The organism is Amycolatopsis nigrescens CSC17Ta-90, assembly GCF_000384315.1.
Classification (GTDB): Bacteria; Actinomycetota; Actinomycetes; order Mycobacteriales; family Pseudonocardiaceae; genus Amycolatopsis; species Amycolatopsis nigrescens.
Window position 1 is genome coordinate 6,218,901 of sequence record NZ_ARVW01000001.1, and the last position, 16,370, is coordinate 6,235,270.

17 protein-coding genes are annotated in these 16,370 nt (G+C 69.8%); 11 read left to right on the forward strand and 6 right to left on the reverse strand.

Annotated elements, in window-relative coordinates; all coding sequences use genetic code 11:
* Nucleotides 1-6: 6 nt before the first annotated feature.
* From AMYNI_RS0129640 to AMYNI_RS0129650, 3 genes are read right to left on the reverse strand one after another with little or no spacing between them, the layout of a single operon-like run.
* Nucleotides 7-1,146, reverse strand: coding sequence for a glutamate--cysteine ligase (locus tag AMYNI_RS0129640; protein ID WP_020671720.1), 1,140 nt, complete (start codon nt 1,144-1,146; stop codon nt 7-9).
* A 23-nt stretch (nt 1,147-1,169) separates the two neighbouring features.
* A complete protein-coding gene (locus AMYNI_RS0129645; protein WP_020671721.1) occupies nt 1,170-1,682 on the reverse strand; it encodes a hypothetical protein in 513 nt (170 codons plus the stop codon).
* Complete coding sequence (locus AMYNI_RS0129650; RefSeq protein WP_020671722.1) at nt 1,679-2,449, reverse strand: alpha/beta hydrolase; 771 nt, start codon at nt 2,447-2,449, stop codon at nt 1,679-1,681. Before AMYNI_RS0129650 ends, AMYNI_RS0129645 begins: the two co-directional genes overlap by 4 nt.
* Nucleotides 2,450-2,664: 215 nt before the next feature.
* Here AMYNI_RS0129650 and AMYNI_RS0129655 point away from each other — a divergent pair, with 215 nt between their 5' ends.
* Together AMYNI_RS0129655 and AMYNI_RS0129660 are read left to right on the forward strand one after the other, a co-directional pair.
* Nucleotides 2,665-3,426 (forward strand): lysophospholipid acyltransferase family protein, encoded by a 762-nt coding sequence (locus AMYNI_RS0129655; protein WP_020671723.1) that lies wholly within the window; start codon nt 2,665-2,667, stop codon nt 3,424-3,426.
* A 32-nt stretch (nt 3,427-3,458) separates the two neighbouring features.
* Nucleotides 3,459-3,959: a polyadenylate-specific 3'-exoribonuclease AS gene (locus AMYNI_RS0129660; RefSeq protein ID WP_020671724.1), complete on the forward strand. Its 501-nt coding sequence runs from the start codon at nt 3,459-3,461 to the stop codon at nt 3,957-3,959.
* Nucleotides 3,960-3,980: 21 nt separating this feature from the next.
* On the opposite strand, the gene AMYNI_RS0129665 is transcribed toward AMYNI_RS0129660, so the two are convergent.
* On the reverse strand, nt 3,981-5,102 hold the full coding sequence (locus AMYNI_RS0129665) for a 3-deoxy-7-phosphoheptulonate synthase (RefSeq protein WP_020671725.1): 1,122 nt from the start codon (nt 5,100-5,102) through the stop codon (nt 3,981-3,983).
* A 263-nt stretch (nt 5,103-5,365) separates the two neighbouring features.
* Here AMYNI_RS0129665 and AMYNI_RS0129670 point away from each other — a divergent pair, with 263 nt between their 5' ends.
* Nucleotides 5,366-6,391 carry a 6-phosphofructokinase gene (locus tag AMYNI_RS0129670; RefSeq protein WP_020671726.1) on the forward strand — a complete coding sequence of 342 codons (1,026 nt, stop codon included), beginning with the start codon at nt 5,366-5,368 and terminating at the stop codon, nt 6,389-6,391.
* Between the two features lie 95 nt (nt 6,392-6,486).
* Here the strand turns inward: AMYNI_RS0129670 and AMYNI_RS0129675 are convergent, their stop codons facing one another.
* Complete coding sequence (locus AMYNI_RS0129675) at nt 6,487-7,929, reverse strand: aromatic amino acid ammonia-lyase (RefSeq protein WP_026361106.1); 1,443 nt, start codon at nt 7,927-7,929, stop codon at nt 6,487-6,489.
* A 265-nt stretch (nt 7,930-8,194) separates the two neighbouring features.
* Here AMYNI_RS0129675 and AMYNI_RS0129680 point away from each other — a divergent pair, with 265 nt between their 5' ends.
* The 5 genes from AMYNI_RS0129680 (at nt 8,195) to dacB (ending at nt 14,241) form a co-directional block, all read left to right on the forward strand.
* Complete coding sequence (locus AMYNI_RS0129680) at nt 8,195-9,382, forward strand: glycoside hydrolase family 18 protein (protein WP_157358082.1); 1,188 nt, start codon at nt 8,195-8,197, stop codon at nt 9,380-9,382.
* Between the two features lie 102 nt (nt 9,383-9,484).
* A complete protein-coding gene (locus AMYNI_RS0129685; protein ID WP_020671729.1) occupies nt 9,485-10,150 on the forward strand; it encodes a DUF2461 domain-containing protein in 666 nt (221 codons plus the stop codon).
* Nucleotides 10,151-10,251: 101 nt separating this feature from the next.
* Complete coding sequence (pyk, locus tag AMYNI_RS0129690) at nt 10,252-11,676, forward strand: pyruvate kinase (RefSeq protein ID WP_026361107.1); 1,425 nt, start codon at nt 10,252-10,254, stop codon at nt 11,674-11,676.
* A gap of 37 nt (nt 11,677-11,713) precedes the next feature.
* On the forward strand, nt 11,714-12,616 hold the full coding sequence (gene tesB, locus AMYNI_RS0129695; protein ID WP_020671731.1) for an acyl-CoA thioesterase II: 903 nt from the start codon (nt 11,714-11,716) through the stop codon (nt 12,614-12,616).
* Nucleotides 12,617-12,690: 74 nt separating this feature from the next.
* The gene (dacB, locus tag AMYNI_RS0129700; protein ID WP_169515779.1) at nt 12,691-14,241 is read left to right on the forward strand and encodes a D-alanyl-D-alanine carboxypeptidase/D-alanyl-D-alanine endopeptidase; all 1,551 of its coding nucleotides are present in this window, start codon (nt 12,691-12,693) and stop codon (nt 14,239-14,241) included.
* Nucleotides 14,242-14,305: 64 nt separating this feature from the next.
* Here dacB and AMYNI_RS0129705 read toward each other — a convergent pair whose 3' ends face one another.
* Entirely contained in the window at nt 14,306-14,674 is a 369-nt protein-coding gene (locus AMYNI_RS0129705; RefSeq protein ID WP_051116378.1) for a hypothetical protein, read from the reverse strand.
* A 227-nt stretch (nt 14,675-14,901) separates the two neighbouring features.
* Here AMYNI_RS0129705 and AMYNI_RS0129710 point away from each other — a divergent pair, with 227 nt between their 5' ends.
* The 3 genes from AMYNI_RS0129710 to AMYNI_RS0129720 all read left to right on the forward strand — a co-directional run bounded on the left by AMYNI_RS0129710 (nt 14,902) and on the right by AMYNI_RS0129720 (nt 16,366).
* On the forward strand, nt 14,902-15,765 hold the full coding sequence (locus tag AMYNI_RS0129710) for a helix-turn-helix domain-containing protein (RefSeq protein WP_020671734.1): 864 nt from the start codon (nt 14,902-14,904) through the stop codon (nt 15,763-15,765).
* Between the two features lie 14 nt (nt 15,766-15,779).
* Complete coding sequence (locus tag AMYNI_RS0129715) at nt 15,780-15,986, forward strand: DUF397 domain-containing protein (protein ID WP_020671735.1); 207 nt, start codon at nt 15,780-15,782, stop codon at nt 15,984-15,986.
* 164 nt (nt 15,987-16,150) lie between these two features.
* Nucleotides 16,151-16,366 carry a hypothetical protein gene (locus AMYNI_RS0129720; protein ID WP_020671736.1) on the forward strand — a complete coding sequence of 72 codons (216 nt, stop codon included), beginning with the start codon at nt 16,151-16,153 and terminating at the stop codon, nt 16,364-16,366.
* Nucleotides 16,367-16,370: the final 4 nt, after the last annotated feature.

Genomic DNA, 16,370 nt, shown 5'->3' on the forward strand with positions numbered 1-16,370 from the left:
AAGCGGTCAGGGGCGGGGGATGCCGTCGCGCATCTCGGCGATGAGGGAGGCGACGACGGCTTTGAGGCTGCCGTTGCACTGACTCGCCACCGCGCGCTGCCGCCGGTAGCTCGCGCCGCAGGTCAGGATCGTCTCCACGCCGCGGAGCTCGTCCGCGCAGTCCAGCCGCTTGGCCACCGGCTCCAGCCGGTTCAGCAGCTCGAGCACGTCGTCGGTGACCAGCCGCTCACGGCCGGCCGCGTCCAGGATGATGATCGCGTCGGTGCCGTACCGCGCGGCACGCCACTTGTTCTCCTGGATGTGCCACGGCGGCAGCGTCGGCAGGGTTTCCCCGGCGTCGAGCCGCACGCTGAAGTCGTCCACCAGGCACTGGGTGAGCGCGGTGATCGCGGCGACCTCCTCCAGGGTGGGCAGCCCGTCGCACACCCGCATCTCGATGGTGCCGAAATGCGGCGCCGGCCGGATGTCCCAGCGGATCTCGGAGAAGTGGTCGATCACCCCGGTGACGAACATGTCGTCCACATAGCTCTCCAGCTCCGCCCAGCTGGCGAACTGGAACGGCAGCCCGGCGGTGGGCAGCTGCTGGAACATCAGCGCTCGGTTGGAGGCGTACCCGGTGTCCTCCGCGCCCCAGAACGGCGAGGACGCGGACAGCGCCTGCAGGTGCGGCGCGTAGTTGAGCAGGCCGTCCAGCACCGGCAGCACCTTGTCGCGGTGGTCGATGCCGACGTGCACGTGCACCCCGTAGATCAGCATCTGCCTGCCCCACCACTGGGTGCGGTCGATCAGCTTGGCGTAGCGCTCCTTGTCCGTCACCTTCTGCTGGTACCAGGTGGAGAACGGATGGGTGCCGGCGGAGAACAGCTCGACCCCCAGCGGGTCGGTCACCGAGTGCAGCAGGTCCAGTGACTCGCCGAGGTCGGCCGCCACCTCGCGGACCGTGCGGCACACCCCGGTGATGATCTCGATGGTGTTCAGCAGCAGTTCCTGCTTGACCTTGGGATGCTCCTCCGCGTCGGCAGGGCGGATCTCGTCCAGGATCCGCTCCGCCACCGAGGCCAGCTCACCGCTGCGCCGGTCCACCAGCGCGAGTTCCCACTCTGCGCCGACCGTGGACCGGCGCGAAGGGGTGAACTCGATGTCCATGCCGCGAGTTTCTCGCGAAACGGTCAGACCTGCGCGCCGGTGGAGGGGTCCGCGCCGTCCGGCGGACCCTGTTTCACCCGGAGGAGCAACAGGGCCAGTCCGATCGCCAGTGACAGGATGCCCAGCGGCACGGCCAGCGTCTCGCCGATGCCAACGACCCCCGGCGCGATCAGCAGCAGCAGGCCGACCACGAAGAACAACAGCACGATGAAGGCGCCTTTGCGCGGCTTCGGCAGTGGCGGCGGCTCCGGCGGTACGTAGTGCTCTTCCTCGTCCGCGCCGCTCGTCGGTTCCTTGCCGAGCAGGGTGGCGTCCCAGTCGGTGCCGCCGGTCCGCCAGCCGGTCGCGGTGGCGGCCGGTGGCTCGGGGTCAGGAGGTTTCGGCTTCTCCGGTTTGGTGGCTGTGCTGTCTTCGCTGTCTTCGACGTCTGAAACCAGGTTCCCGACGCCCTCCGCGCGGAGGTCGGCCACGATCGCGGCGAACGTGGCGTCCACGTCCACATCGTCCGGTCCATCACTGTCGAAGTTGCGGTTCACGAGGCACCGACCTGCCCGGCTCTGCGCACCGAGTGCACGAACTCCACGCTGCGCTGGAAGATCAGCGGCGCGTCGTTGTCCAGGGTTGCGACATGGAAACTGTTCTCCAGCAGTACCTCGGTCCGGTCCGTGCTGCGCACGCCGTCGAGGATGATCCGTGAGTTCACCGGCTCCACCACATGGTCAACGACCGAGTGCAGCAGGAGCAATGGCTGGGTTACCTTCGGCAGGTCGGCGCGGACCAGCCGCCACAGCCGGCTCAGGCTGGCCGCGGCCCGGACCGGCACCCGCGGGTAGGCCAGCTCGGTCGCCCCCGGTTTGGCGATGTCGCCGGCCAGCCCCTTGACCGAGGGCAGCGTCCTGGCCAGCACCGGGAGCAGGCGGGCGTCCCAGCGCAAGGTGGTCACCGACGGGTTGACCAGCACCAGCCCGGCGATCCGGTCGCCGAACTCCTGGGCCAGCCGCAGCGTCAGGGTGCCGCCCATGGACTGGCCGAAGACGAACACCGAGGTGCAGGTTTCGGCCAGTGCGAGCAGCTCGGTGCGCACGCAGCCGTACCAGTCCTGCCAGGTGGTCCGGTTCATCTCCTGCCACGTGGTGCCGTGCCCTGGCAGCCGCGGTCCGCGCACGGTGAAACCGGCGTCCGCGAGGTGCTCGCCCCAGGGCCGCATGCTCTGCGGACTGCCGGTGAAGCCGTGGCAGAGCAGCACGCCGACCGCACCGGAGCCGGTGTGCGAGAACGGTTCCGCACCGGGGAGCACGGGCATGCTCGGTCGCCTTCCCTCGGGCCAGTCGTGGCGTCTATCGTCGCATGGCGGAGCCGGGTTGTGGGCGCGTGGCGGCCAACCCGTCCGATCTGCCACGATGTGACCTTGCTCGCGAGCGCCACGCAACCGGGGGGCAGACGTTGTGCGCCTGCCCACCCTGTTCGTAGGCTTGCTGATCAGGCCGAAGGTCAGGGCAGCTAGGAGGGCTTGTCGCGGTGCTTTACCGGTTGATGAAGTACGTGCTGCTGGGGCCTCTGCTCAAGCTGCTCTGGCCGACCAAGGTCACCGGCGCGGAGAACATCCCGGAGACCGGCGGCGCCATTCTGGCCAGCAATCACCTCGCCGTCGCCGACTCGTTCTTCATGCCGATCCGGGTGCGCCGAATGGTGACCTTCCCGGCGAAACAGGAGTATTTCACCGAAAAAGGCATCAAGGGGCGGCTCAAGAAGGCGTTCTTCACCGGCGTCGGGCAGTTCCCGATCGACCGTTCCAGCGGTTCGGCCGCGCAGGCCGCGCTGGACACCGCGATCCGACTGCTCCGCGAAGGCAGGCTACTCGGCATCTACCCGGAGGGCACCCGTTCCCCGGACGGGCGGCTGTACAAGGGAAAGACCGGGGTCGCCCGGATCGCGCTGGAGGCGGGCACGCCGGTCATCCCGGTGGCCATGATCGGCACCGACCGGGTCAACCCGATCGGATCCAAGATGTGGTGGCCGCGCCGGCTGGAGGTTCGGTTCGGCAAGCCGCTGGACTTCTCCCGGTACGAGGGCCTTTCCGGGGACCGTTTCGTGGAGCGCTCGATCACCGACGAGATCATGTACGCCCTGATGGAGCTTTCCGGCCAGGAATACGTGGACATCTACGCGGCGAAGGCCAAGGAACTGATGGCCGCCGAGCAGGCCGGGGTCTCCCCGGCGGTGCCGCCGCAGCCTTCCGGCCGGGACGCCGACCGGGTGCCGGAAACCAAGGCCGGTTAACCGCGCCGACGGCCCCGCACTAGGGTTCCCCGGTGCGATTTTTCTACGACACGGAATTCATCGAGGACGGCGTGACGATCGACCTGGTCTCGATCGGTGTCGTGGACGAAAAGGGCCGCGAGTTCTACGCGGTCTCCACCGAGTTCGACCCCGGCCGCGCCGGCCCGTGGGTGCGGGACAACGTGCTGCCGAAGCTGCCGTCGCCGGCGGAGAAGGCATGGCGCTCCCGCGAGCGGATCCGCGCCGACCTGCTCGAGTTCCTCGGCAAGCCGCCGGGCGGGATCGAGCTGTGGGCCTGGTTCGCCGCCTACGACCACGTCGCGCTGGCGCAGCTGTGGGGACCGATGCCCGCCCTGCCGCGCCAGCTGCCCCGGTTCACCCGCGACCTGCGTCAGCGCTGGGAGGACGTGGGCAAGCCGAAGCTGCCGTCGCCGCCGACGGACGCCCATGACGCGCTCGCCGACGCCAAGCACAACCTGGAACGCTGGCAGATCATCGAGGACGTCCGCCGTCAGCGCGGCTTCAACCGCTAGGCCCGAGGGGCGAATAGTCGGCTATTTGCCCTGGCGGCGGGCGGCGACTCCGTCGGCGAGCTGGTCGAGCAGGCCGGCGGTGGACGGCCAGTCCAGGCAGGCGTCGGTGATGCTCTGCCCGTAGGTGAGCTCGCCGGCGCGGCCGAGGGTGAGGTCCTGGCGTCCCGCCTCCAGGAAGCTCTCCATCATCACCCCGGCGATGCCGCGCTCGCCTTCGCCGATCCGTGCCGCCAGCTCGCTGACCACCCCGCCCTGGCGGAGGTGGTCCTTGCCGCTGTTGCCGTGGCTGGCGTCGATGATCACCCGCTCCGGCAGCCCGCCGTCGCGCAGCCTGGCCAGGGTGCCGGACACGGTCTCCCGGTCGTAGTTGGGCCCGGCGGCGCTGCCGCGGAGGATCACGTGGCAGTCCGGGTTGCCGGAGGTGTGCAGCAGCGCGGCCAGCCCGTCGGCGTTGATCCCGGCGAACACGTGCCCGGCCGCGGCCGCGCGGGTGGCGTCCACCGCGACCTGGATGTCGCCCTCGGTCGAGTTCTTGATGCCGACCGGCATGGACAACGCGCTGCACAGCTGCCGGTGCACCTGGCTGGCCGCGGTGCGCGCGCCGATCGAACCCCAGGTGACCGTGTCCGCGATGAACTGCGGGGTGATCGGGTCGAGGAACTCGCAACCGACCGGCAGGCCGAGCGCGGTGATGTCCAGCAGCAGCCTGCGGGCCATCCGCAGCCCGGAGTTCACCGCGAAGCTGCCGTCCAGCGCCGGGTCGTTGATCAGGCCCTTCCAGCCGAGCGTGGTACGCGGTTTCTCGAAGTAGACCCGCATGACCACGTGCAGCCGGTCGCGCAGCGCCGCCGTCTTCTCCGCCAGTCGCCTGGCGTAGTCGAGCGCTGCCTCGGGGTCGTGCACCGAGCACGGGCCGACCACGACGATCAGCCGGTCGTCCTGGCCGTTGAGGATCTCGACGGTGTCCGCGCGACCCTTTTGCACGACTTCGGCGCACGGCACGTCCATCGGGTGCTCCTGCCGGAGCAGGGCGGGGGAGATCAGCGGGCTGATGCTGGTGGTCCGCTGGTTGTCCAGCGCCTGCCGCGGATCGGCGGAGGTCGTGCTGGACGCGGTTGTTTCAGCGGACAGGGCGGGTGCCATGACGGAGGGCTTCCTTTCTGCAAGCCGCTCCGCCGAAGACCTCAACGAACCGGCTTGGGATCCGGCTCGGAGGGTGGGATGTCAGCGCGCGGCGTCGCCGGCTGGCCCACCCGGGGCCGGCCTGCTAAACCAGAAATAGCGCTGCATGCCGCCGACTGTAGCAGGCGGTCTGACAGGGTCCGCACCGGTTCCTGCAACGATCAAGTGGTTTCCCGCTATCCTGGCGCCGAAAAGTGTGACGCAGGACAAATGCGGAGGTTTTGATGCGAGTCGGTGTGCTGACCGGCGGTGGCGACTGCCCCGGACTGAACGCGGTGATCCGCGCGGTGGTCCGCAAGGGCATCGAGGTGCACGACTGGGAGCTCGTCGGCTTCCGCAATGGCTGGCAGGGTCCGCTCAACGGGGAGAGCAGGCCGCTCGGCCTGAACGACGTCGAGGACATCCTCACCCGCGGTGGCACGATCCTCCGCTCGTCGAGGACCAATCCGTACAAAGTGGACGGTGGGGTGGACAGGATCAGGTCCGTGCTCGCCGAGCAGAAGGTGGACGCGCTGATCGCCATCGGCGGCGAGGACACCCTCGGCGTGGCCAAGCGGCTCACCGATGACGGCATCGGCGTGGTCGGCGTGCCCAAGACCATCGACAACGACCTCGGCGCCACCGACTACACCTTCGGTTTCGACACCGCGGTGCACATCGCCACCGAGGCGATCGACCGGCTGCACACCACCGCCGAGTCGCACCACCGCGCGCTGGTGGTCGAGGTGATGGGCCGGCACGCCGGCTGGATCGCGCTGCACTCCGGGCTGGCCGGCGGCGCGAGCGTGATCCTGGTGCCGGAGCGGCAGTTCTCCGTGGACCAGGTGGTGGAGTGGGTCGAGCGCCGGTTCGAGCGCGAGTACGCGCCGATCATCGTGGTGGCCGAGGGCGCGCTGCCCGAGGGCGGCGAAGAGAAGCTGCTGACCGGTGAGAAGGACGCCTTCGGGCACGTCCGGCTCGGCGGCATCGGCACCTGGCTGGCCGAGGAGATAGCGGCCCGCACCGGCAAGGAGTCGCGCGCGGTCGTGCTTGGCCACACCCAGCGCGGCGGCACCCCGACCGCCTACGACCGGGTGCTGGCCACCCGGTTCGGCCTGCACGCGGTGGACGCGGTGGCGGACGGCGACTTCGGCGTGATGGTGGCGCTGCGCGGCACCGACATCGTCCGGGTCAAGCTGGCCGAGGCCACCGCCGAGCTGAAGACGGTGCCCGCCGAGCGCTACGAAGAGGCCGAAGTCTTCTTCGGCTGATTCCGTTTCGAACGTCCCTCAAGGCCACCTTTGCTACCTCCAAGGTTGCAAAGGTGGCCTTGAGGGCTTTTGGGCTCGACTGGGCTCGACAGGGCTCAGATTCGGGCGAGTAGGTCGAGGATGCCGGCTGCGCGGGCGATGTCGTCGGTGAGCGGGCGGTCCTCCAGCGACGGGTCGAGTACCGCGCAGGCCTGCTCGTAAGCCTCGCGGACGGGCAGTTCAACCAGGTCGGCGGCGCGCATCCGGAGTGCGCGCACGGCGGCCACCAGCTCGCAGGCCAGCAGCTGGGTGTAGGCGCCGCAGGCCTTGGTGGCGGCCCTCGCCGCCTGGGTGGAGAAGCTGGCGTGGTCCTCGATGCCGCGGGAGACCACGGCCGTGCCGAGGGTGACCGGCAGTGCCGCGTGCCGCAGTTCGGTGAGCGCGTCGTGCGCGACGTACTCCAGGATCATCACCCCGGAGCTGCCGGGCGGCCCGGCCGCGAGGAACGGTCGCAGCCCGGTGAACTCCGGCTCGACCAGGTCGCCGAGCCTGGCCGCGGACAGTTCCGCCACCTGGTGCACGGTGGCGCGGGCGTGGTCAAGCGCGGCCGAGACGTATGCGGTGTGGAAGTGCGCGTGGTGGTAGGCGTCGCCGTGCTCCACGGAGATCATCGGGTTCTCCGTGCTGGCGTTGATCTCGATGGTCAGCACGTCGCGCAGCGAGCGGATCGCGTCCAGGGCGGGCCCCTGCACCTGCGGGAAGGCGCGCAGCCCGAACGGGTCCTGGATCCGGCCGCCCGGTTTCGGCGTGCTGTGCATGCCGAGCAGCCGGCGCATCTGCCCGGCGCATTCGACCTGCCCGGCGTGCGGTCTGGCCTGGTGCACCGGGGTCGCGTAGGCCTCCGGGTTGCCGTCCAGCGCGATGTAGGACAGGGCCGCGACCGCGTGGCCAGCCTTGGTCAGGGTGTCCAGCCGGAGGGCGGCCAGGGTGGCTTCGGCCAGTGTCGCCGCGTTGCTGCTCATGAACGCCAGCGCGTCCCCGCCGTGCACCGGGACCGGCGGCACGCCGCGTTCGGACCACGGCCGCTCGCCGGCCAGTGCCAGCGCGGTCTCGGCCAGCGGGGCCAGGTCGCCGGTGCCGATCGCGCCGAGCCGGTGCACCAGCGGCAGCGCGCCGGCGCGCAACGCGGTGGCGAGCGCCTCGATCAGCACCGGGCTGATCCCGGACCGGCCCGCCACCAGCTGGTTGAGCCGGATCAGCATCATGCCCCGGACCTGTCCCGGCGCCATCACGTCGCCGCTGCCGCCGGCGTGGCTGCGCAGCAGGCGCAGGCCGTGTTCGGTGGAGTCGTCCGTGGTGACGGTGTCCTCCTTGTTGGCGCCGACCCCGGTGGTGCGGCCGTAGACGACCCGCCGGGTGCTCAGGTCCTCGGCCAGCCGCCAGCCGTCTTCGGCGGCCCGCATCGCCGCGGGCGGCACGTCCACGCGCAGCGGGCCGTCCGTGCCTGCCACGGTCACCACGTCGGTGCAGCGCAGGGTGCGCCCGTCGACGCGCATCAGTGCCCCGGTCCGTCTTGGATGATCATCCGGCAAGGAGAACACCGGGCGCGGCCGCGGGCAAGCACCAGGATGCGCCGTCGGTACCAGTCCGTTGCTCCATTGGCTCGCGATTGTGGTCTAAACCATTGAAATATTGGTCTAGTCCACTTAACCTCATGATTGTCCCGCCGTATCAACCCTGCTACATACGGTGATCGGAGAGAGCATGTCCAAAACGAAGAGACGCAAGCTGTTCACTTTCGGTGGTGTGCTGGCCGCCGGCCTGATGGTGGTCGCGGTGGTGGCCCCGGCTTCCGCTGCGAACACAGCCACGCCAGCCGAGAACGCGACCAACGCCACGCCCGCGGCGGTCGGCAAGGTGCTCGGGTACTTCACCCAGTGGGGCGTCTACGGGCGCAACTACCACGTGAAGAACGTGGAGACCAGCGGCTCGGCCGCCAAGCTGACGCACATCAACTACGCCTTCGGCAACGTCACCAACGGCCAGTGCGCGCTCGGTGACGCCTACGCCGACTACGACAAGTTCTACGGCGCCGACCAGAGCGTGGACGGCAAGAGCGACACCTGGGACGCCGGCGCGCTGCGCGGCAACTTCGGTCAGCTCAAGCGGCTGAAGGCGATGCACCCGAACCTCAAGGTGCTCTTCTCCTTCGGCGGCTGGACCTGGTCCGGCGGCTTCGGCCAGGCCGCGCGGAACCCGGCCGCCTTCGCCGACTCCTGCTACAAGCTGATCAACGACCCGCGCTGGGCCGGTGTCTTCGACGGGATCGACATCGACTGGGAGTACCCGAACGCCTGCGGGCTGACCTGTGACACCAGCGGTCCCGCCGCGTTCAAGAACCTGTCGAGCGCGCTGCGGGCCAAGTTCGGCTCGAAGCTGGTCACCGCCGCGATCTCCGCGGACGGCAGCCAGGGCGGCAAGCTCGACGCGGCCGACTACGGCGGCGCCGCGCAGTACCTGGACTGGTACAACGTGATGACCTACGACTTCTTCGGTGCCTGGGCGGCGAAGGGCCCGACCGCCCCGCACTCGCCGCTGAACTCCTACAACGGCATCCCGACCCAGGGCTTCAACTCCGACGCTGCGATCCAGAAGCTGAAGTCGAAGGGTGTCCCGGCGGCCAAACTGTTGCTGGGCATCGGTTTCTACGGTCGCGGCTGGACCGGCGTGACCCAGTCCGCCCCGGGCGGCACGGCCACCGGCGCCGCGCCGGGCCTGTATGAGGCCGGGATCGAGGACTACAAGGTGCTCAAGAGCAAGTGCCCGGCCACCGGCACCATCGCCGGTACCGCGTACGCGCACTGCGGCAACCAGTGGTGGAGCTACGACACCCCGTCCACCATCGCCGGCAAGACGGCCTACGCCCGCAGCCAGGGGCTCGGCGGTTCGTTCTTCTGGGAGCTCTCCGGCGACACCACCAACGGCGAGCTGATCACCGCACTCGCCCGCTGACCGCCTCCCCGGCAAGTCCGTGAAGGCCACCTTGCCTACTTCCAAAGTAGGCAAGGTGCCCTTCACGGACGGTCGTCTCGGGGGGCGGATTATCGTGCGAGGGTGAAGTTCGCAGGGTTCGGGGAGTACGCGGTCGAGTTCTACGACGGCCTGCTCGCGGACAACTCCAAGCCGTACTGGGAAGACAATCTCGCCACCTACCGCGCTGACGTGCGCGCGCCGATGGAGGCGCTGCTCACCGAGCTGGAACCCGAGTTCGGCGCGGAGTTCGGCGAGGCGAAGGTGTTCCGGCCGCACCGGGACGTGCGCTTCGCCAAGGACAAGAGCCCGTACAAGACGCACTGCGGCGGCGTGCTCGAACAGGGCCGCGGCGGTGGCGCCTACTACGTCGAGCTGAGCTCGGCCGGACTGCGCGCCGGCGGCGGCTGCTTCCACCTCGCCGCGGACCAGCTGGCCAGGTTCCGGACCGCGGTGGACACCGAGATCCACGGCACGGCGCTGGCCGCGATTCTGGCGAAGCTGCGCCGGTCCGGCTGGGAGATCGCCGGCGACGCGCTCAAGACGAAGCCACGCGGCTACCCCGCCGACCATCCCCGGCTGGACCTGCTGCGGCATCGCTCGCTGTACGCGGTCCGGGTCTGGGAGCCCGACGACACCCTGCACGAACGGGCCTGCCTGGACCGGGTGCGCAAGGCGTGGCGCCAGCTGCGGCCGTTCAACGAGTGGGCCCGCGACCACGTCGGGGTGAGCGAGAAACCACCGCGCTAACCGCTGGTAACCCGACCTTGAGCTGGGCGACGGCAAGTTTTCGGGATCGGTTCCGGGATCGGTACAGACTTGACGGCGCCAAGGCACTAAGCTGTGCCGACGTGAGCCGACGCGCGAAGATCGTTTGTACCCTTGGCCCCGCCACCGCGACCGCGGAGAAGGTGCGGGATCTCGTAGACGCCGGGATGAACGTCGCGAGAATGAACTTCAGTCACGGCAGCCACAGCGACCACAAGCAGGTGTACGACCTGATCAGGGCCGCCGCGGCGGAGACCGGCAAGCCGGTCGGCATCCTCGGCGACCTGCAAGGCCCCAAGATCCGGCTGGGCACCTTCGCCAGCGGCCCGGTCGAGTGGCGCACCGGCGACATCGTCCGGATCACCGTCGAGGAGGTCGCCGGCACCCACGACCGGGTCTCCACCACCTACAAGGGCCTCGCCAAGGACGCCAAGCCGGGGGACCGGCTGCTGGTGGACGACGGCAACATCGGCCTGGTCGTGGAGGGTGTCGAGGGCCCGGACGTGGTCTGCAAGGTCACCGAAGGCGGGCCGGTCAGCAACAACAAGGGCGTGTCGCTGCCCGGTATGGACGTCTCGGTGCCGGCGTTGTCCGACAAGGACATCGAGGACCTGGAGTTCGCGCTCGAGCTGGGCGTGGACTTCATCGCGCTCTCCTTCGTCCGCTCCCCGGCCGACATCGACCTGGTGCACCAGGTGATGGACCGGGTCGGCAAGGGCAGGGTGCCGGTGGTGGCCAAGCTGGAGAAGCCGGAGGCGGTGTACAACCTCGAGGCCATCGTGCTGGCCTTCGACGGGGTGATGGTGGCCCGCGGCGACCTCGGCGTGGAGCTGCCGCTGGAGCAGGTGCCGCTGGTGCAGAAGCGGGCGATCCAGATCGCCAGGGAGAACGCCAAGCCGGTCATCGTGGCCACCCAGATGCTCGACTCCATGATCAACAACTCCCGGCCGACCAGGGCCGAGGTGTCCGATGTGGCCAACGCGGTGCTGGACGGCGCGGACGCGGTGATGCTCTCCGGCGAGAGCAGCGTCGGCCGCTACCCGATCGAGGCCGTGCGGACCATGGGCCGGATCGTCGAGGCGGTGGAGACCGACTCGCCGGTGGTGCCGCCGCTGAGCCACGTGCCGCGGACCAAGCGCGGCGTGATCTCCTACGCGGCGCGCGACATCGGCGAGCGGCTGAACGCCAAGGCGCTGGTCGCCTTCACGCAGTCGGGTGACACCGTGCGCCGGCTCGCCCGGCTGCACACCCGGCTGCCGCTGCTCGCGTTCACCCCCGAGGAGAGCGTGCGCAGCCAGCTGTCCATGACCTGGGGCACGGACACCCGGATCGTGGACTTCGTCGACTCCACCGACCAGATGATCCAGCAGGTGGACCACGCGATGCTGGAGATGGGCCGCTACCAGGCCGGTGACCTGGTGGTCATCGTCGCCGGCTCGCCGCCGGGCACGGTCGGTTCGACGAACCTGATCCGGGTGCACCGCCTTGGTGAAGAGGACCACGCGTAGCGCGTTTCGCGTACTTCGGGCGGTTAGGGTCACGGGCATGACAGAGTTGGCGCGGGAAGCGGCGTCCGGCCTGGACGCCGGTTCTGGTGGCGGTCAGGCCATGCTGGACCGGTTGGTCGCACTGCTGGACCTGGAGAAGATCGAAGAGAACATCTTCCGCGGGGTGAGCCCGGCGCACTCCCCGGTCCGGGTGTTCGGCGGGCAGGTCGCCGGCCAGGCACTGGTCGCGGCCGGGCGGACGGTGCCGGAAGAGCGCCGGGTGCATTCGCTGCACGCCTACTTCATCCGGGGCGGCGACCCGAGCGTGCCGATCGTCTACGAGGTCGACCGGATCCGGGACGGCCGCTCGTTCACCACCCGCCGGGTGGTCGCGATCCAGCACGGCAAGGCGATCTTCTCGCTGTCCGCGTCCTTCCAGAAGGATGAGCCCGGCATCGAGCACGCCGAGGAGATGCCGGACGTGCCGCGCCCGGACTCCCTGCCCACGCTGATGGAACGGGCCGAGGGGTACTTCGGCCGGATCGGGCACCACGACCGGCCGCGGCCGATCGACCTCCGCTACGTGAACGACCCGCCGTGGGTCACCAGGGACAGCGGTGACCGCCCGGCGCGCAACCAGGTGTGGATGCGCGCCGACGGGGTGCTGCCGGACCAGCAGCTGCTGCACGTCTGCGTGCTCACCTACGCCTCGGACATGACCCTGCTCGACTCGGTACTGGCCAGGCACGGCGTCTACTGGGACCTGGACAAGGTGCTCGGCGCCAGCCTCGACCACGCGCTGTGGTTCCACCGCCCGTTCCGCGCGGACGAATGGTTCCTCTACGACAGCGCGTCCCCGACCGCCTCCGGTGCGCGGGGACTGGCCACCGGCCGGTTCTTCGCCGAGGACGGCACGCTGATCGCCACCGTGGTCCAGGAGGGCCTGCTCCGCATCGTTTGAGCACTGTTTGATCGCTCCGCACGGCGGGCCCGATCCTCTAGGATCCCGGTGCTGCCTGCCGAATGGGGTTTGCCGTGGCGACTTCCCGTCCCCTGCGCGTGACCGTCCTGCTGCTCCTGCTCGCCGGGTTACTGGCCGGGCCTGCCGGCGCGCCGACCGCGCAGGGCGGTGACTCGCTCGGCCGCGACCTTGACACGATCCTGGCCGACCCTTCGTTGGCCGGGGCCGACGTCGGCGTGGTGGTACGCGCCGCAAGCACCGGCGAGGTGCTCTACACCAGGCAGAGCGATCGGCGGCGGCAGCCGGCGTCGAACACCAAGCTGCTCACCGCCGCCACCGCGCTGGACGTCCTCGGTCCGGGGTATCGCTTCCACACCGGCGTGGCCGGTACCGGAAGGCGGCTGGGATCGGTGCTCACCGGCGATCTGCACCTGCGCGGCGGCGGCGACCCGACCATGCTCGCTGCCGACTACGACAAGCTGGCTGCCACCGTCGCGGCGACCGGGGTGCGGGTGGTGCGGGGCGGGCTGATCGCCGACGACACCTTCTTCGACCGGACCAGGCTGGGGCTCGGCTGGGCATGGGACGACGAGCCGTACTACTACAGCGCGCAGACCTCCGCGCTGACCATCGCGCCGGACACCGACTACGACGCCGGTTCGGTGATCGTGCGGGTGCGCCCCGGCACGCCGGGCGGCCCGGCGCGGGTGGAATTCGACCCGCCGAGCGGCTACCTGCGGGCGGTGAACACGGCGACCACCGGCCCGGCCGGCGGGGCCGCGTCGGTGACCGTGGATCGCGAGCACGGCGACAACACCTTCACCGTCAGCGGGTCCATTCCGGCCGGTGCCGATCCCGCCGAGGAGTACATGGCGGTCTGGGAGCCTTCTCTGCTGGCCGCCGCGGTGTTCCGCGACGCACTGGCGAAATACGGCGTGCGGGTGCTCGGCGGCACCACCGCCGGCGGCACCCCGCAGCAGGCCGAGGTGCTCGCCGGGCGCGACTCGATGCCGCTGGGCGAACTGCTCACCCCGTTCATGAAGCTGTCCAACAACATGCACGGGGAGGCGCTGGTGAAGGCGGCCGGCCGGGCCGCCGGCGCCGATGGCACCTGGCCGGACGGCCTGTCCGCGTTGGACAAAGCGTTGCCGGGATTGGGCATCGACCCCGCAGCTATGTCCACAGTGGATGGTTCGGGACTGTCCAGGATGGACCAGGTCGCACCGGACCAGCTCTCCGCGCTGCTGCTCGCGGCACGGGGGAAGCCCTGGTTCGACCGGTTCTACGCGTCGTTGCCGGTGGCCGGGGTGGCGGACCCGATGATCGGCGGCACCCTGCGCAACCGGATGCGCGGCACCGCGGCCGAGGGCAAGGTGCACGCGAAGACCGGGTCCCTCACCGGGGTGAGCGCACTGTCCGGTTACGTCACCGCGGCCGACGGCACGGAACTGGTGTTCGCCATGGTCGCGAACCAGACCCTGCGGAGCAGCCGTCCGCTGGAGGACGCGGTAGCGGTCAGGCTGGCCCAGTACGGCGGTGCCGTCGACCCGCCGCGCCGGCCCGCGGTCATGGTCGCGGACGCGCCGGGCGACGAGCTGGAATGCAGCTGGACCAAGAGCTGCTGAGCGTGCAGAAGAGAGGCCGGGATCGATCGGGGGGCGACCCCGGACTCTCCTGATGAGGAAGCGTTCAGCTTGCGTAACGCAGGTTCTGCTTCCTCCGTCTGTGATGCCGGGTAACCGGTGGCACCTGTTCGCCGCCGCCGGTGCCGTCGTCCAGCCTGAGCAATACGGCCAGATAGGCCCGGCACGGCGTCCGGCTGCGCCTGCGGAGCAGCATTCTGGACAGTCTGCCGCGGCACGCCGGGCAGCGTCCCCTGGCGTCCGGCTCGTGCTCGGCGAGGACCGACCGCAATGCGTCGGCCAGCAAAGCGAGCTGTCGCCGGCCCACTTCGGCGGCTTCTTCCGGCTCCGTCTCGGTGATCGATCGGGTGAGTTCGTCCAGTCTGCGATGGACGGCCGTCTGCAGGGGACCGACCATGGAGTCGCGCCGAACCACATCGCCTCCCCGAGCGTCCCTCGTTACGTGCCGCTTATCACCCAGCAGAGCCCCGGAAAGGACCCGGACACAGAGCGTACATCGGCAATTTGCAAATTGCAGTCCGCCGATTGGTGGCGGACGAGTCCATTCGAGATGGTCAAGACATCACCGAGTGTGCGGACGGCTGGTTAGATATGGCATTAGGTATTACCGAAGACAGCCGAGGTCGATACGGAGGTACGGTCATGACGCGAGGTCAGGGTCCTACCGTTCGACGGCGCAGGCTTGCCAGTGAGCTGCGCCGGTTACGCGAAGCCGCCGACCTGACCATCGACGAGGTCGGCGAGAAACTCGAATGCTCGGCATCGAAGATAAGCCGGATCGAAACCGGGCACGTCGGTGTGACGCCCCGTGACGTCCGCGACATGCTCGAGCTCTACGGTCTGGCCGGCGACGAGCGCGAGGCGCTGGTCCAGCTCGCCAGGGAAGCCAGGAAGCGCGGCTGGTGGCATGCCTACAACGAGGTGTTCACCGGCGCCTTCGTCGGGCTGGAGGCGGACGCGAGTTCGCTGCGCGCGTTCCAGGCGCTGCTGGTGCCCGGCCTGCTGCAGACCGAGCGCTACACCCACCAGGTGATCAGGGCGATGCGCCCGGACGCCGACGAGACCGAGATCCAGCGCCGGGTCGCGGCCAGGATGCTCCGCCAGGAGCTGCTCACCGACCCGTCGCCGCCGCAGTACTGGGCGGTGATCGACGAGGCGGTGATCCATCGCAGGGTCGGCGGGCCCGAGGTGATGGCCGAGCAGCTCGCCAGGCTGCTGGAGCTGGCCGAACTGCCGCACGTGACCATCCAGGTGGTGCCCTTCGGTGCCGGCGCGCACGCCGGGATGGAGGGGCCGTTCCTCATCCTGGGCTTCCCCGAACAGGCCGATCCGGACGTGGTCTACGTGGACAGCACACCCAGCGGCTTTTACCTCGAGATGCCCCCCGATGTACACCGCTATTCGATGATGTTCGACCATTTGCGTGCTGCCGCGTTGAAACCGGACGACACGCTCGAGCTGATCGCCGAGGCTGCCGGGCGGCTGCCCTTACTGAGGAAAGACTAAGGAGTGGGGAAGTTATGTCCGACGCAGAGTTCTCCCGGCTCGACTGGTGCAAGAGCAGCTACAGCGGCGGCAGCAATGACTGCGTCGAAGTGGCCCTGACCAGCGGCGGGACCGCCGTTCGCGACTCCAAGAACCCGGCGGCGGGCCTGCTGCTCGCCAGTGCCGGCGCCTGGCGCGGGCTGCTGGCGGCGGTGCGCGCCGGCGGCCTCGACCTGCGTTAGCCGCGTACCCCTTACCCCGCCGAGCAGGGGCCAGGCGGAGTAAGGGGTCCGGCGGCCCCGCTGCCGCGGCCGCGATGGGTGATCACCCGATGCCGGCGGGGTGCCCTCAGCAGCACTCTTCACTTCGACGGAGAAGAACCATCGAAGTGAAAGCGGGGATCGCCATGAGGGGCGACTGGTACTACGACGCGGTGCGGGTCGAGATCGCCTACCGGGCCGAGGATCTGAACCGGGCCGGCCGACGCCGTTGGGTCGCGGAACGGCCGGCAGGCCGGAAGCCCGCTCGGTGGCGCCGGCGAAGGCCGCCGGAGGTGCAGGTGCCGGAGCAGCGGCGGGCGGACCACGACGAGACCGCCGAGTCGTGGCAGCGCGCGAGCTAGCGGT

Coding starts and splice junctions, on each gene's coding strand:
- AMYNI_RS0129640 (WP_020671720.1), bottom strand. CDS start 1,146: ATGGACATCGAGTTCACCCCTTCGCGCCGGTCCACGGTCGGCGCAGAG.
- AMYNI_RS0129650 (WP_020671722.1), bottom strand. CDS start 2,449: ATGCCCGTGCTCCCCGGTGCGGAACCGTTCTCGCACACCGGCTCCGGT.
- AMYNI_RS0129665 (WP_020671725.1), bottom strand. CDS start 5,102: ATGGCACCCGCCCTGTCCGCTGAAACAACCGCGTCCAGCACGACCTCC.
- AMYNI_RS0129670 (WP_020671726.1), top strand. CDS start 5,366: ATGCGAGTCGGTGTGCTGACCGGCGGTGGCGACTGCCCCGGACTGAAC.
- AMYNI_RS0129680 (WP_157358082.1), top strand. CDS start 8,195: ATGGTGGTCGCGGTGGTGGCCCCGGCTTCCGCTGCGAACACAGCCACG.
- tesB (WP_020671731.1), top strand. CDS start 11,714: ATGACAGAGTTGGCGCGGGAAGCGGCGTCCGGCCTGGACGCCGGTTCT.
- AMYNI_RS0129710 (WP_020671734.1), top strand. CDS start 14,902: ATGACGCGAGGTCAGGGTCCTACCGTTCGACGGCGCAGGCTTGCCAGT.
- AMYNI_RS0129715 (WP_020671735.1), top strand. CDS start 15,780: ATGTCCGACGCAGAGTTCTCCCGGCTCGACTGGTGCAAGAGCAGCTAC.
- AMYNI_RS0129720 (WP_020671736.1), top strand. CDS start 16,151: ATGAGGGGCGACTGGTACTACGACGCGGTGCGGGTCGAGATCGCCTAC.